Origin of the sequence: Chondromyces apiculatus DSM 436 (genome assembly GCF_000601485.1) — a bacterium.
Taxonomy (GTDB): domain Bacteria; phylum Myxococcota_A; class Polyangia; order Polyangiales; family Polyangiaceae; genus Chondromyces; species Chondromyces apiculatus.
Window position 1 is genome coordinate 21273 of the sequence record NZ_ASRX01000019.1, and the last position, 15420, is coordinate 36692.

The 15420-nt window shown below is 68.1% G+C and carries 10 protein-coding genes; 5 read left to right on the forward strand and 5 right to left on the reverse strand.

What is annotated here, in order from left to right; translation table 11 throughout:
* Positions 1 to 11: 11 nt before the first annotated feature.
* Both CAP_RS14060 and CAP_RS14065 read right to left on the reverse strand, forming a co-directional pair.
* A complete protein-coding gene (locus CAP_RS14060) occupies positions 12 to 3026 on the reverse strand; it encodes a TonB-dependent receptor domain-containing protein (RefSeq protein ID WP_044240901.1) in 3015 nt (1004 codons plus the stop codon).
* Complete coding sequence (locus CAP_RS14065) at positions 3023 to 4693, reverse strand: serine/threonine protein kinase (RefSeq protein WP_044241006.1); 1671 nt, start codon at positions 4691 to 4693, stop codon at positions 3023 to 3025. The genes CAP_RS14060 and CAP_RS14065 overlap by 4 nt, the downstream gene beginning before the upstream one ends.
* Positions 4694 to 5143: 450 nt before the next feature.
* On the opposite strand from CAP_RS14065, the gene CAP_RS14070 reads away from it, so the two are divergent.
* Entirely contained in the window at positions 5144 to 6343 is a 1200-nt protein-coding gene (locus CAP_RS14070) for a serine/threonine protein kinase (RefSeq protein WP_044240902.1), read from the forward strand.
* Positions 6344 to 6422: 79 nt separating this feature from the next.
* Here the strand turns inward: CAP_RS14070 and CAP_RS14075 are convergent, their stop codons facing one another.
* Together CAP_RS14075 and CAP_RS50355 are read right to left on the reverse strand one after the other, a co-directional pair.
* A complete protein-coding gene (locus CAP_RS14075) occupies positions 6423 to 6962 on the reverse strand; it encodes a DUF2452 domain-containing protein (RefSeq protein ID WP_081864879.1) in 540 nt (179 codons plus the stop codon).
* Positions 6959 to 8875, reverse strand: a complete 1917-nt coding sequence (locus CAP_RS50355) for a thrombospondin type 3 repeat-containing protein (protein WP_231511455.1) — start codon at positions 8873 to 8875, stop codon at positions 6959 to 6961. Before CAP_RS50355 ends, CAP_RS14075 begins: the two co-directional genes overlap by 4 nt.
* Positions 8876 to 9005: 130 nt before the next feature.
* Here CAP_RS50355 and murA point away from each other — a divergent pair, with 130 nt between their 5' ends.
* Together murA and CAP_RS14090 are read left to right on the forward strand one after the other, a co-directional pair.
* A complete protein-coding gene (murA, locus tag CAP_RS14085; RefSeq protein ID WP_044240904.1) occupies positions 9006 to 10271 on the forward strand; it encodes a UDP-N-acetylglucosamine 1-carboxyvinyltransferase in 1266 nt (421 codons plus the stop codon).
* Positions 10272 to 10763: 492 nt separating this feature from the next.
* Positions 10764 to 11957: a hypothetical protein gene (locus tag CAP_RS14090; protein WP_052375156.1), complete on the forward strand. Its 1194-nt coding sequence runs from the start codon at positions 10764 to 10766 to the stop codon at positions 11955 to 11957.
* Between the two features lie 83 nt (positions 11958 to 12040).
* On the opposite strand, the gene CAP_RS14095 is transcribed toward CAP_RS14090, so the two are convergent.
* Positions 12041 to 13018, reverse strand: a complete 978-nt coding sequence (locus tag CAP_RS14095) for a formylglycine-generating enzyme family protein (protein ID WP_081864880.1) — start codon at positions 13016 to 13018, stop codon at positions 12041 to 12043.
* A 215-nt stretch (positions 13019 to 13233) separates the two neighbouring features.
* Here CAP_RS14095 and sucC point away from each other — a divergent pair, with 215 nt between their 5' ends.
* Together sucC and sucD are read left to right on the forward strand one after the other, a co-directional pair.
* The gene (gene sucC, locus CAP_RS14100; protein ID WP_044240906.1) at positions 13234 to 14424 is read left to right on the forward strand and encodes an ADP-forming succinate--CoA ligase subunit beta; all 1191 of its coding nucleotides are present in this window, start codon (positions 13234 to 13236) and stop codon (positions 14422 to 14424) included.
* Positions 14425 to 14446: 22 nt separating this feature from the next.
* Complete coding sequence (sucD, locus tag CAP_RS14105) at positions 14447 to 15328, forward strand: succinate--CoA ligase subunit alpha (protein ID WP_044240908.1); 882 nt, start codon at positions 14447 to 14449, stop codon at positions 15326 to 15328.
* Positions 15329 to 15420: the final 92 nt, after the last annotated feature.

Genomic DNA, 15420 nt, shown 5'->3' on the forward strand with positions numbered 1-15420 from the left:
AGATGAGCGGCTCAAAAGGTCAAGTTGGCGTTCGCCATGAAGGTGCGCCCGTTCTGGGGCATCCTGGTGCTGGCGAAGTCGGGCGCCAGCGGCAGCGAGTAGCGCCAGTCGGCCAGGTTGTAAACACCGATATTGTATGACAAGCCGCCCCGATCGAGCTGACCGGACAGAACGAGATCCCAGATCAGCGCAGGATCGGTCTGCTGCTGATCCTCACTGGTGTCGTAGCGAGGCCCTTCCACGGTGAGCTTGCTCGCCAGCGCCAGGATCTTTCCGAACAGCGGGATGGTGCCGCGCACGGACCCCATGTGCTGCACCGAGTTCGGGACGTTCGGATAAGGAGCCGCCCCGCCGACGTACCGCGCCTGCGCGAACGAGTAGGACGCGGCGGCCATCCATCCCTGACGCCAATCGCGACGCACCTCAAGCTCGCCACCGCCCACGAGGATGCCCGCCTCGTTGTTCCGGTAGACGATCGTGCCTCCCGCACCGATCCCGTCTGCTGACTGCACCGTTCCCTGAGCGATCAGGTTGTTCAGGTAGGTCACATAGCCGGCGGCCGTGGCCGAAACGGTCGTCGAGAAGCGATGTGTGAACTCGAGCTCTCCGCTCCAGATGTCCTCGGGGGTGAGCTCGATCTGATCCTGGCCAGGAGTCAGCCAGCCAATCGCGCTGTTGCGGTAGAACTGCTCGTAGACGCTCGGCGCGCGGAAGGCGCGACCTCCGAGCAGCTTCAGGTTGCCGTCCCGGTAGGGTTTGACGATGACCGCCAGGCGCGGGCTGGGCAGCGAGGAGAACCCGTAGGCGTCGTACCCCGGATCCGAGGCTCCATAGCCGTCCGACGCCTGGAAGTTGTACTGGTCGATGCGGACACCGGCGGAGATACGCACCCGGTCCGACGGGATGACGTCCACGAGGGCGTAGCCCGCGAAGATCTGGTAGGGGTGCTTGTCGACGGCGTCCGGGTTGTACGGATCCTCCGGGTTGCCGGGGAAGTACAGGAAGGGCGTGCAGACGCCGTCCACCGTGCAGTCGGTCTCCTCGCCGCGCTGGGACGCCACGAAGTGGAGCTGGGCCTCGCCGCCCACCGTGATGCGCACCTGCGGAATGGGCGTGATGACGAAGCGAAGCTCGCCGACGCCCCACTGACCGGTGAAGGTCTCCTCCGACGCGATCTGCGTGAACTCACCCCCGGGCTCGTACCAGAACTGGCCGCGGTAGTTGATGTAGTTGTACGCGGTGCGGGCCATCATCCCGATGTAGCGGGAGAACTGGGGCTCGAACTTGACCTCGACGATGCCGCGCGTGTCGCCGTAACGGGTCCGATCGTCACCGACCTGCGTGCCGACGATGCCCGTGGACACCGCCTTCGAGCGCGAGTGCAGGAACCACTGCGCCGAGAGGGACTTGAACCACAGGCGGCCCTGGATGGTCCCCATGTTGAAATCGTCGGCGTCGCGCGAGTTCGCCGGCAGCCCCTGCGCGGCCAGGTCCGGGAAGAAGTAATCGCGGCCGAGGCCACGCCCGCCGGCCACCGACATCCACACCCCCGAGTCGCGCCCGAAGGGGATCTGCACCGACCCGCGACCGCGGAAGACGCTGTTCTCGACCGCGCTCGCGCCGACGCTCGCGCTCAGCGAGGTCGGTCGACCCTTGGTCACCACGTTGACGACGCCGGTGAACGCGCCCGTACCGTAGAGGACCGAGCCCGGGCCTCGGACCACCTCGATGCGCTCCACGTCCTCGAGGTCCGTCCTCGCCGAGAAGTCGATGTACGAGATACCCGACCAGCTATCGTTGGCGGGCTGCCCGTTCAGCAGGATCAGGGTACGGTTGCCGAAGTCGCCGGGGATGTTGACGCCGCGGATGCCGAGCCAGGTGTAGCTCGAGTCATACGTGGTGTAGAGACCGCGCGTACCGCGCAGCGCCTCTGCGACGGTGGGATAGCCCATCGAGCGCAGCTCCTGGCCGGAGATGATGGTGACCGAACCGGGAGCGTCTTCGACGGCCTCTGCCACGCGGGAGGCCGCCTCGACTTCCTCGAACTGACGCAGCGAGAGGTCGATGCGAGTCTGCTGGTTGGGGACGACGTTGACGGTGCGCTCGTCAGCCTTGAAGCCGCGCAGCGAGACGCGCACCTTGCGCGTGCCGCTCTGCACGTTGAGCACGGCGGGGGTGAAGCCGACCGGCTTGCCGTCGACCTCGACCAGCGCGTCGCGCTCGTCGGCGTTGACCACGAGGCTGCCGGAGAGGGGGTTCAGGCGGTAACGCGCGAGGATCTCCTGGCGCGCCACCACGTTCACGTCCTGCTCCGAGGTCTGGTAGCCCTCCTGGCTCAGGTAGAGCCGGTGTCGCCCGGGCGGCAGCGTGAGGTCGCAGGGCGCGACGCACGCAGGCGCGCCCGCAGGGTCGTCGATGCGCACCGACGCGCCAGCGGACTCGCCGACCACGCGCACCGTCCCCACGATCCGCTTGAGCTTCAAGTTGATCGTGCGTTGCTCTCCGGGCTTCGCCTGGATGCCGTCCACCTCTTCGGGCTCGTACCCTTCGAGTTCGACGATGACCTTGAAGCTGCCACCCTGATACCCGAGGAGCCGCGGGGTGTTGCCGCGCGGGCCGAGGTCGCGCCGGTTGATGTACACGGTGGCGCCGGGCGGCTCCGTCACCACGTTGAGCACGGCGATATTCGGCTTGATGCGCGCGATCGCCTCCTCGATGATCGGCCTGCGGGAGGCGTCGGGCTCGAGTTCGAGGGCCTGCACGTAGTACCGGAAGGCATCTGCGTACTGCGCGAGCTGCTCGTACGTACGCGCGATGTTGAACACGACGTTGCGGTTACGAACGAGCCTGTTCGAGATCAGGAAGTGCTCGAGCGCACCGCGAAAATCCCGCGCCGCGTACTTCTCGGTCGCCAGGGAGAAGTGGAGATCCGCCTCGTCTGCCAGGTCGTCGGCCCGGGCTTCCGGGCTGTACAAGGCAAGGAGAGAGACGATTGCGAGGGGCCGAATGTAGCGTCGGAAGCTCATCGTTCGATCTTGATGTCCAGCGGCCGGGGTGGTGGGGGTGACGTCGGCTCAGAGGTCGCCGTTGGCTTTGGTGGCGCCGGGCGAGAGGGCCGCACCCCCTGGCTGACGGGTGCGTTCACGGGCGCGCTCGAGGGCGTGCCCGTGTTCGCAGACGCCACGTTCTTGGTCAGTGTCGCGACCAGGCGCACCGATTGCTCGGAGGGCCCCTGGACGATTGAATAAGACTCGTATCCGTCGACGCGCACGGTCAGGCGCCGGGGATCGGAACGCACCGCCTCGTTGTTGATCGAGAGCTGAAGGGGCGTGGTACCGAGGGATTTGCCATCCTCGGTCACCTCGGCTCCCGACGGGAGGGATTCGATCATCAGCGAGAAAGAGCTCCGATCCTGCGGCTTCGCTTCGGCCGTCTGGGCAGCGGACGGCGCGGGCGTCGACGGGTTTGTCGAATCGGACGAGGAGAGCCGCCCGACCACGAGCGCAATGCCCGCGACCGCGACCACCCCGATACCGATGAGCATGACCTTACCACGGCCTTGCTGGGTAGGTTGCGCCGCCTCCACGGCTTGCGCGGGAGGCGCGGAGCCGTTCGCCGCACGCGCAACCACACCACCGCCCGTGTCGGCAGCCCCGCCCGACCCCGGCAGCGCTGCCATCACCCTGACGGGCGGCATGGGCGTCGGCGCGCGCAGCCCACCCGAATCGATGGTCACCATGCCGGTCGACCCGAAGGAAGTCGTCAGCCCCAGCGACTGCGCGCACTCTCCGAGGCCTTTGATGAAGGCGTCCATGTTCACCGGACGCCCATCGGGATCCTTCGACAGGCACCGCATCACGAACGCCTCGAGCGCCTCGGGCACATCGGATTCCGGGTTGCGCTCGCGCATCGGCGGTACGGGCTGCTGGAGGTGCGCAATGAGGATCTGCACAGAGTTTGCCGCCTCGAACGGCACCTTCCCGCAGAGCATCTGGTAGAGGATCACCCCCAGCGAATACACGTCGGTGCGCAGGTCTACCTTGCCGTGGGAGATCTGCTCGGGGGACATGAACCGCGGCGAGCCGAGGAAGGACCCCTGCTGGGTGAGCTCCTCGGAGTCGTCGGCGACCACCTTGACCAGCCCGAAGTCGAGGATCTTCACGAGCTCGCCCATGTCCTCACCGGGGACGAGCATGATGTTCGACGGCTTGAGGTCCCGGTGGACCACCCCGTGCTTGTGCGCCTCGCGAAGGCCCCGCGCCACCTGCCGGGCGATGCTCATCGCCTCTAGGGGCTGGACGCGGGTCGTCTTCCGCATGCGGCGGAAGAGCGTCTCGCCCTCGAGGAACTCCATCGCCATGAAGTACCGCTCGGGCTCCATGTTCTCGACGCGGCCGTAATCGAACACCGTGACGATGTTGGGGTGCTGGAGCCGCGCGAGGATGCTCGCCTCAAGGAAGAAGCGCTTGTGGAAGTTCGGGTCAATCTGAGACGAGGCGGTCGTCGGCGTCAGCACCTTGATGGCGACGGGTCGCCCGAGCGCGAGCTGCACGCCACGATAGATGACGCCCATGCCACCCGTGGCGAGGAGGGAGAGGATCTTGAACTTGTCGTTCAAGACCTTGCCCACGAGCGGATCTGTTTCCCCTCCGCCAGCCGGTGCTTCCTCGGGAAACTTTTCCGCTGTACTCATGCCCTCTGTCTCTTTTCCCATCCTACCCGGTGGCCCTACCGCACGTACAACTCGGAAGGTCTTTCCCGTGTCTGCTCAGGCGATCGATCCTCCGCCATCCTGCGACGCATGAGAGAAGGTGAACCCGGGCCACGAGGGCTTGGCGAAGCCCTCCGCGCAACAGAGCGCGTCAGCTACCACGCTGCTGGCGGCCAGCCTACCGTAAGCCGCGCTCTGATCCAACCCGGCTGCGCCTCCCCGCGCGCCGCCATCCCGCACCTTGAGCCCTCGCAGGCCGCCCCCTCACCCCGAGTGACCACACCTCGACACGCCGGGGGCGGCCGCGGCTCGGCTGGAGACGCCCCCCCACGTGCCGGACACCCCCCTGCACGGCAGCCTACATGGTCCGCACGCTCCCCCGGAACGACCTTGCTGCACGGGCGGAGGTAACTTTACTCTGGCCGGGTCCCGATGCCGCCGCAGCACTTCATCCGATGCCAGGCATGCGGACTCCCACACCCATCGGACACCGCGCTCTGCCCCATTCACGGCACCCCGGTCGTCCGCGCGCCCAGCGTCGCTCCGCCTTCCTCCCCATCACCACGCAGCGGTCGGCATGAGACGGCGTGGCCCCCCGAGTCGACAGCCTCGCCCGACTTCGAGGACGACAAGCCGCGCCCCACCAAGGACGCGCCCCTCGTCGGCAGGCTCCTCCACGGCCGCTACCGCATCCTCGACGTGATCGCCAAGGGCGGCATGGGCATGGTTTACGACGCCATCCACGTCGGCCTCCGTCGCCGCGTCGCCATCAAGACGCTCCGGACACAGTACGCCCACAGCAAGACGGCCATCGCGCGCTTCCACAAGGAAGCCGCCCTCGCCGGGCGCTTCGGGCACGTGAACATCGTCGAGGTGTACGACCTCGGGACGCTGGAAGACGGCACGCCCTACCTCGTCATGGAGCGGCTCGAAGGTGAGACTGTCACCGAGCGGCTCGGGCGCGAGCGTCAGATCTCCGTCCAGCTTGCCGTCGACATCATCGCCCAAGTGCTCAGCGCCCTGGTGGTCACCCACGCCGAGGGAATCCTCCACCGCGATCTGAAGCCCGACAACCTCTGCCTCGTCGGCGGCGAGCGCGGGCCGCTCACGGTGAAGGTGCTCGACTTCGGAGTCGCGGAAGCCGTCAACGAAGCCGCCAACACCGGCAACGCCCCCACCATCGCGGGCACCCCGGCCTTCATGGCCCCCGAGCAGGCCCAGGGCGTGCGTGACCTGGACGTCCGCGCCGACATCTACTCCGTCGGCATGATCCTGTACGTGATGCTCACCGGCCAGCTCCCGTACAAGGCGCACTCGCCCGCAGCGCTGCTCACCGAGATCCAGCGCGTCAAGATGATCCGGCCGCGCATGCTCCGCCCCGGCATCCCCCCGAGCCTCGACGCCGCCACCATGACCGCGGTGTCCCTCAACCGCGAGGACAGGTTCCCCGACGCCATCTCGATGCTGGACGCGCTCGAACAAGTCCAGATGGAGTACACGCTCGGACTGGCAGACACGCCCCCACGCTCCGACGCCGACGCCGAAGAAGGTCCCGTGGAGACCGAATCCGAGCGGGTAGAGTACTTCGTGCGGCGGAGCATCCTGCCGCCGCCCATGCCCAGCGACGAGTGACCTGAAGCGCTAGCTGAGACGAGACGCGCACAGCGAGCACCGCGAGCACCGCGAGTAGCCCAAGCGCCCCCTCACGGGCTCACCTGCGGCGACGCGCACCCTCGCTGCGCGGGCGCTCCTCCGGCTCCTCGTGCTCGGCCTCGGGAGTCCACGACATGTCCGCTTCCAGCCGGTAGCCCCCCTCGAAGCCGTGCGGGGGGGAGCCCCCCCACTCCTCGGGCGACAGCATCGAGAAGTAGCGAGACCCCTCGCTCCGTCGGTACAGGTAATACACCTGCCCCGGGCGCTTCTTGAAGCTGCACGCGACCCGGTGCAGCTCTCCATCCCGCTGCGCTTCCTCCAGGATGACGCGCGCTTCCTCCTGCAGGCGCCGGATCTGGCGCGCCAGCGTCTCCAGCTTCGCGCCCGTCACCGCTCCGAGCAGCGCATCCGCCTGCTGGATCTCCCTGGCCACGTCGATCAGCCCATGCGGCGGCGCGAGCCTGCTCAGCGGGTAAGGCGCGGCGCGGCTCGGACCCTCCCAGGTCTGCAGCGCGCGCGGCGCGCCCCCTGCGGGAGCCTGCTCTTCCTCTCCACCCTCGGGGTGGTCGTCACGAGAGCGCTCATCGCCCATGCTCATGGCTTCCTCTCCGCGCCGCGGGCCTCCGTGCCCGGCCCCTCCACCACCTTCACCCCCACGCCCTGCGCCTGCGCGCGTGGCACCCCACGCACGTCCTTCCAGGCCGCGACCTCAGCAGCGCTCTGCCGCCGCGCGAACCGGCGCAACGCGTCCACGATCGTCCCCGCCCTCCGGGCAGCGCCCTCGTCTCCACCCTCTTTCGGAGAGCTGCGCACGCCGACCTGCGCGACCGACGCCGGCCGCCTCGCCAGTTCGCTGGCCAGAGCCCGGAGCAGAGGCATGCTCGCCGCATCCACCGCTCCCTCCGCAGTGAAGCGCACCGCCGCGGAGAGCTCGACCCCTCCATCCGCACGCAGGACCACGAGGGGCTTGAGCTTCTTTCGGGGATCCTCCTCGGGGCACCCATCGGCGTCATCCACGCCGTTCCAGGTCTCGGGCTGGCCGGGGCACCGATCCTCCGGCGCGAGGAGCGTGTCCTTGTCCAGATCCGGGTCCGGACAGCCCCTCAGCTTGGGGTCCTCGCTGTACACGCCCTTCTCCCCGGGGCACGCATCCACCTTGTCCGGAAAGCCGTCGCTGTCATTGTCCAGGTCGGGGCACCCATCCTCGTCCTCGAAGCCGTCCTTGTCCTCCGGCGCGTTGGGACACCGGTCCTGCTCCCCGACAATGCCATCCTGATCCGGGTCTCGGTTCGGACAGCCCCTCAGCTCCGGATCCGCGCTGTCCGGCCCCGGTTCATCCGGGCACGCATCGAGCACATCGAGGACATCATCCCCGTCATTGTCCGGATCGGGGCACCCATCCTCGTCCTCGAAGCCGTCCTCGTCCTCCTTCTCTCCGGGGCAGCGGTCCTCCTCGTCGACCACCCCATCCTCGTCATTGTCACCCTCGGGGCACCCATCGCCGTCCTGGAAGCCATCCTTGTCCTCGGCCAGCTCACGGCACGCATCCTGGTCGTCCGGGACTCCGTCTCCATCCGCATCACGCGCGCGCGGCGCCCACGCGACCGAGGCGAGCGCGCGCAGGGGTGGGTTGCCAACCCCCCCGACCAGCGCCGTCTCCACGCCCACCAGGAAGGAGACGTCGCGGAGCGCATAGCGCGCGCCGAGGCCGAGCTGGGCGGCAGCAACGCGGCTGCTCTGGAAAGGCGCAATCGGCGACAGTGGCAGGTACCCGTGGGTCTCCAGGCTGAGGGTCACCCGTCCTTCTTCATCAAGGCCGAACGCCTGTGGTTTGAGCGTCAACCCGAGCCCGAAGGGGATCTCGTGGCCAAACCGGGTGGGGCACGCCTCTTCCGCGACGTCCGCACACGCGACCCTGGCCTCCTGAGCGCGCAGCTTCACGCCCGTGGCCAGGTGAAGGCCAACGGCCACGACCCGGTACTCGGCGAGCAGCCGGGTCTCGCTCGTCACCTCCCCCTCCCCCACGTACGAGAGGTCGCTCCCCGTGGGGAGCGTGAACCGTTCGTGCACCGCCAGCGCGAACCCTCCAAACTCACCGCGGGTCGGCTTGACGGCCGTAAGCTTCGCCACGAGACCAAGATCGCCGAGGGCCATCGTCTGCAGCGGGAACTCCCCGAGGACCCGTTGCGAGGCCTCGGTCGGCGCATCCCCGCCCTGGTAGAGGACGACGGGCATGTCCAGGCCCAGGGCCACGCGCTCGGCGATGCCGACGGTCGCCGCCAGGTCGGCACTGAGCTGGTGGCCAATCACCGAGAAGCGGCTCTCGTCGGTGGTCGGATCCCGCAAGGAGATCGGTCGGTAGCCGTAAGTGAGCCACAGCGCCGCGCTGAAATCCCCCGTCCCCGGCGACGCCGCCGGCTCCAGGTAGAGCCCAGCGCCAGGATCCGCAGACGCGCGAAAGCCGCGAACATCCACGGAAGGCGCTGGCTGCGCCCTGGCCGACGAGGTCAAGGCACCGAAGGCAACGAAGACAGCGAGTACGGCGGCGCTCGATCGCATGCGCCGGAGCAGGGTAGTACACGTTCCGCCATCGAGCGCCCAAAACGTGCCTTTTCTGGCCAGGTATGGGATAGCGGCCGTCATGGATGCCATCCGGATCCGGGGAGGCAAGCGCCTGTCTGGGAAGATCCACGTCAGCGGCGCCAAGAACGCGGCGCTCCCCATCCTCTGCGCCACGCTGCTCTCTGAAGGAGAGAGCCTGCTCCGCAACGTGCCAGCACTCCGCGATATCGACACCACCGCGGCGCTGCTCCGGTTCCTCGGGCGGAAGGTGGACTGCGCGCCGCCCCTGGTGCGGATCTCCGGGGGGGCCCAGTCACGCCCCGAGGCCCCCTACGAGCTGGTGAAGCAGATGCGCGCCAGCGTGATGGTGCTGGGGCCACTGCTGGCACGCCACGGTCGGGCCAAGGTGTCCTTGCCAGGCGGCTGCCAGATCGGTGCCCGGCCCGTGGACCAGCACCTCAAGGGCCTCGAAGCCATGGGGGCGACCATCCGGCTGGAGCGCGGCTACATCGTCGCGGAGTGCAAGCGTCTCCGCGGCTCCGAGGTGGTGTTCGATCTGCCCACGGTGACCGGCACGGAGAACCTGATGATGGCCGCCGCACTGGCGAAAGGCCGCACGACCCTCGTGAACTGCGCGCGCGAGCCCGAGGTGGAGGAACTCGGCCGCGTCCTCAACAAGATGGGCGCGCGGGTGAGCGGCGCCGGTACGGACGTGATCCACATCGAGGGCGCCGACGAGCTGGAGCCCTTCGATCACGCGATCATCTCCGACCGCATCGAGGCCGGTACCTACATGGTCGCCGCCGCTGCCGCAGGAGGCGACGTGCTGCTCGAAGGCGCCCCACTCGAAGATCTGGAGGCCGTCTCCGCACGGCTCCGGCAAGCCGGGGTGGAGGTGGGCCGTGAAGGCGACTGCGTGCGCATCCGGCGCGATCCCGATCGCCCGCTGCGCGCCATCGACGTGACCACCGCCCCCCACCCGGGCTTCCCCACCGACATGCAGGCGCAATTCATGGTGCTGATGTGCCTCGCTCAGGGGACATCCCGCATCGTGGAGACCATCTTCGAGAACCGGTTCATGCACGTGCCCGAGCTGGTGCGGATGGGCGCACACATCGACGTCGACGGCCACACCGCCCACGTCCACGGTGGCCACGCACTCTCCGGCGCCATCGTGATGGCCACCGATCTGCGCGCAAGCGCCTCCCTGGTCATCGCCGGTCTGGTCGCCTCCGAGGAAACCGACGTGCTGCGCGTCTACCACCTCGACCGCGGCTACGAACACATGGAGCGCAAGCTCGCCCAGCTCGGCGCCGACACCACCCGCATCCAGAGCGACATGTAGGTACTGCGGTACTGCGTACCCTGAGGCAGGAACCTGCGGTTCCTACACTCCCGTTGGTCGCTACCTCCCTTCCGAGAGGTACCCGGAGGCGTAATGCACGACGTGCTCGACCTTCTGCACGCTTCAACGCCCCCCCGCCCCCCGAGCACACCTCCCCGAGCGCGCCTCCCTCCGGCGGACGTCGCGCGCGCGACACAGGACCATCACCCGATGCCCCCGCCAGCGTGCAGTATGCGAGGCACGGCGAGGCGACACCCTTCGATTCCATCGTGCAGTGACAGGCATCGGAGCACCTGGCAATCCAAGCTCAAGATATCGCTGCAGCCACACGAGATTCTCTGGCGTTGCCACGACCTGCAGCCGTCTCTTTTTGCAACGAGGCTGACCCCGAGCCAGGTCATTTCGCTTGCTCGGCAGCCGAGGGTTTGCCTAGGCTGCGGACCGGAAGGAGGTTACGCACTGCTACCCCTCGTACCCGCAATACCCGCTGACGTGGATATCTGGTTCGGTGGTGGCGCCTCGACGCTCATTGCCGCCGAGCGCTACCCCGATGGGATGACTCCAGAAAGCTTTTCAGCCCACGCGCAGACCGAGATCGGTTTCCGCCTGGAAAGCGGCCCCTGGTACTTCCGCCTCGATTTCGATCTTCAATTCGCGTCGAATGAGGCGATCAAGCCGCTCGGAGGCCTCTGGAGCTCACCGCCCTGGTCCGAACCGGAGCAGGGGTTCAAGATCGGCCCCCCGGAATGGGCAATGCTCCAGTACAGCCTCGACAAGTTCCGTTTTCGAGGCGGCGTCATTACCAGCATGATCGGCCTGGAGGACTGGGACGCCTGGATCAACGTCTTCCCCACCCGCTCGCTGAACTACAACGTCACGCCGGGCAGGACGGTGGGCGCCGAAGTCGCCTACGTGCTCGATAGCGGCTACGAGTTCTTCGTCTTCGGTGGCTGCGATCTCGACTGGGCCGATTGCTTCGCCAACCACGATTTCGACGACGATGGCGTGGTCGACATGGAGACCTGGGCCGGGATCAAGGCTGGCGCCGGGATCACCACCATCCAGGACCACTTCGCGACCTGGTCCGGCTTCGTGGCGATGCCCAACCAGAGGTTCTACTGGCTGAACCTGGCCCTGGAGTTCTATCCCCACGAGTTCCTGACCGTCGACATCGAGGCCGCCCCCGGCTTCATCGGCGTCCCCGACGAGGCGGGAACGAACATCTACAACTTCAACATGATCGCCGGGGCCGTCCTCAACGTGCTCCCCGCCGAGCCCATCCACCCGATGTTCCGCGTCCACGGGACCATCGATCCGAACGGGGGCCTCGCCGGGTTCTACCCGGCCTACGACGGCATCATCCCCACAGTCGTGGCCAGCGCAGGGGTGTCGGCGGCACTGTTCGATGGCTTCAAGATCGCCGTCGAAGCCAAGGTCTCCAAGTACGATTTCGCCACCGTCCCCGGGATCTACACCGGCCTGTCGTTCGCGAAGCCGGAGCCCCCCGTCTACTCCGCACGCATGGAGGAAGAGGAGGAGGAGGGCGCCGAGGCCCCTGCAGCAGCCTCCCGCAGCAGCCGCCCGGCCACCGTGGCAACCCGACCCGCCAAGCAGCGCCCCGGTCTGCCCACCACGCCCTCCGTCGGCATGAATACGCTGCGCTCGACGGCAGCATACCGCTACTGAGCGTTCCTCGGAGAACCTCCCGTCGCTCGCCTACAGAGACGTGTCGCCCACCTGCGTTGCTCGGGTCCCGGGCGACGTGTCCCTCATTGCGGCGTCCAGCCCGGGCTCAGGTGACCGCTCGGATCAGGGTGATCCGGCGGCGGGGGTGGCGTCCATAGCCTCGGATCCTGGGCCGCTCCCGGTTCGGGCGCGGCATCGGCGCAGCACCGGAATGAAATGAAGTAGTAGGTGAATTCGGGCGGGTGGCTCGTGGTCATCGGACGGCATGCATTGCGGACGTGCCCCCACGCGCCTCCTTTGAGCCCCGCCCACTTCGCTTTCCCGCGCGGCGACTCGGCGTTGACCCACTCGTCGACGTTGCCGGTGAGATCGTGGACGCCAAAGCCGCTCACGCAGCCCTTCTTCGCGCCGCTCGGCACGCTCTGGTCGAGGCGGAGGAGCTGCGGGCCCTGGATCGCCGGGTCCTGTGCGTAGATCTTGTCGAGGTTCGGCTGGCGCCAGGGGTTGTCGATGTTGCACTGCGCGGGGTCGCGCTCGAGGCCGTAGGGGAAGGGGAGCTTCTCCGGGCCCTCGCAGGCGGCGACCCACTCGCTCTCCCAGCAGAGGCGCTTGCCGCGGGAGGCGCAGGCCCCCGCCGCGTCGTACCAGTCGACCATCACCGGCGGGTGCGCCCCTTCGCGGTTCGGGTACTCGTAACGATCGATGCAGAACCGCTGCCGCCTGGGCTCTGTGAGGCACACCTGGCCAGGGGCGAAGGCGTGACAGATGGTGATGTGGTTCGCCTGGTTGTACTCGCTGTCGAGGCAGCGCAGCTCGACCCTGGGGCAGGTCACGGTGTCGACGAAGACCATGTCCTCGGGGCACGCAGGCGCAGGGCGAGGCGCAAGTGCAGGCGCTGGGGGAGGTGCAGGGAGAGGCGGTGACTGCGGGAGCGCCGCGGTGGAGGCGGTGGAGGCCATCAGGGCCGGGGGAGGCGCTGGGGTCAGGGCGCCCGACGGCGGGACGTGCTCGGGGACGCCGCCGCACGCGAGGGGGAGCGCGGCGAGGATGCAGGAGGACACGAGCGGGAGCGGGAGCGGGGGCGAGGGACCACGCCGTCGCGCGCGGGACAACGCACGGTGAAGCGCGCGCGCCGCGGCATGGACGCGCGGGTGAGAGCGGCGGGAGAAGCCGTACGGAGAACACTGCGCGAACGATCCCGTGGACGATCTCGCCATGCTGTCCCTTCCTCGTGCCCTGGAAGGCCCTCGACTGTGATAGCGTCCCGGCCTCTCTCATGAAAATCCACGAGTATCAAGGCAAGCAGATCTTCGCCCGATACGGCGTCCCGGTGCCGAAGGGCGAGGCCGCGTTCAACGTCAGCGAGGTCGGTCCCATCGCGGAGCGGCTCATCGCGGAGACTGGCAACCCCGTCGTCGTCGTGAAGGCGCAGGTCCACGCTGGCGGTCGCGGCAAGGGCGGCGGGGTGAAGGTGGCGAAAGGCGGCGCGGCCGAGGCGACTTCCCTCGCGGAGAAGATCCTCGGGATGCAGCTCGTCACGCCGCAGACGGGCCCCGGGGGCCAGAAGGTGCGGCGCCTGTACATCGAGCAGGGGCTCGACATCGCTCGCGAGCTTTACCTCGCGCTCCTGGTCGACCGCGACCGCCGCCAGATCGCGGTGATCGCCTCGACGGCCGGCGGCATGGACATCGAGGAGGTCGCACACGAGACCCCCGAAAAGATCATCCGGATCCACATCGACCCGGTGCTCGGCCTCGCCGGCTACCAGGTGCGGCAGCTCGCGTTCGCGCTCGGCTTCGGCGGCAAGGAGCAGCTCAAGAAGTTCAGCGCGCTGATGACCTCACTCTACGCGGCGTTCACCGGCGAGGACTGCTCGCTGCTCGAGATCAACCCGCTCATCGAGACGAAGTCGGGCGACATCGTGGCGCTCGACGCGAAGATCAACTTCGACGACAACGCCTCCTTCCGCCACCCGGGCTGGGAAGAGCTGCAGGATCCGGACGAGGAAGATCCGGTGGAGCTCGAAGCCAGGAAGGCGGGCCTCTCCTACGTCTCGCTGGAGGGCGACATCGGCTGCCTGGTGAACGGGGCGGGCCTCGCGATGGCCACCATGGACATCATCCTCCACTCCGGGGGCCGGCCCGCGAACTTCCTCGACGTGGGCGGCGGCGCCACGAAGGAGCAGGTGAGCAAGGCGTTCCGGATGATCCTGAGCAGCAACGAGGTGAAGGGCATCTTCGTGAACATCTTCGGCGGGATCATGCGCTGCGACGTGGTGGCAGAGGGGATCATCGCCGCCACCAAGGAGCTCGGCCTGAAGGTGCCGCTCGTGGTGCGTCTGGAGGGAACGAACGTCGAGCTGGGCCGCAAGTTGCTCGACGAGAGCGGGCTCGCCATCCAGTCCGCGTCCTCGATGGGCGACGGCGCGCAGAAGATCGTGGCCGCGACCCGCGCGGCGAAGGCTTGAGACCAGGGAGAATGGGACAGCGATGAGCATCCTCGTCAACAAGGACACGCGGGTCGTCTTTCAGGGCATCACCGGCGCCTTCGGGTCGCAGCATGCCCGCGCCTGCATCGAGTACGGCACCAAGGTGGTCGCGGGCGTGACCCCCGGCCGCGGCGGTCAGCGCTTCGAGGACAAGGTTCCCATCTACGACACGGTCGCGCAGGCCGTGAAGGCAGAGGGTGCCGATGTCTCGTGCATCTTCGTTCCGCCGCCCGGCGCGGCCGACGCCATCGCCGAGGCCGCGGATGCGGGCTGCAGGCTCGTCATCTGCATCACCGAGGGCGTCCCCGTCCTCGACATGGTGAAGATCCGCCGCTCCCTCGAAGGCAAGGCGACGACGCTGATCGGGCCGAACTGCCCCGGGGTCATCACCCCCGGGGAGTGCAAGATCGGCATCATGCCGGGGCACATCCACAAGAAGGGCCACATCGGCGTGGTCTCGCGCTCCGGCACCCTCACCTACGAGGCGGTGGGCCAGCTCAGCGCGCTCGGCATCGGGCAGTCCACCTGCGTGGGCATCGGCGGCGATCCCGTTGCGGGCATGGACTTCATCGACGTCCTCAAGCTCTACAACGCGGACCCTGACACCCACGGGATCATCCTGATCGGCGAGATCGGCGGCAGCGCCGAGCAACGCGCCGCGGCATGGATCAAGGAGAACATGAAGAAGCCCGTGGCGGGCTTCATCGCCGGCCGCACGGCTCCCCCGGGGAAGCGCATGGGCCATGCCGGCGCCATCATTGCCGGCGGTCAGGGCACGGCCGCCGAGAAGATCGCGGCGCTCGAGGACGCAGGCGTGCTCGTCTCCCCGAGCCCCGCCGAGATGGGCGTCACCCTCCAGAAGGCGATGGCCGCCAAGGCCTGACGTCCGTCCCACCCACGCGCGTTCTGCATGGACGCATCTGGCCGTGTCATTTTGGTCCCGATCCGGCCAGAGCACCTCTTCCCGTCGCGCCG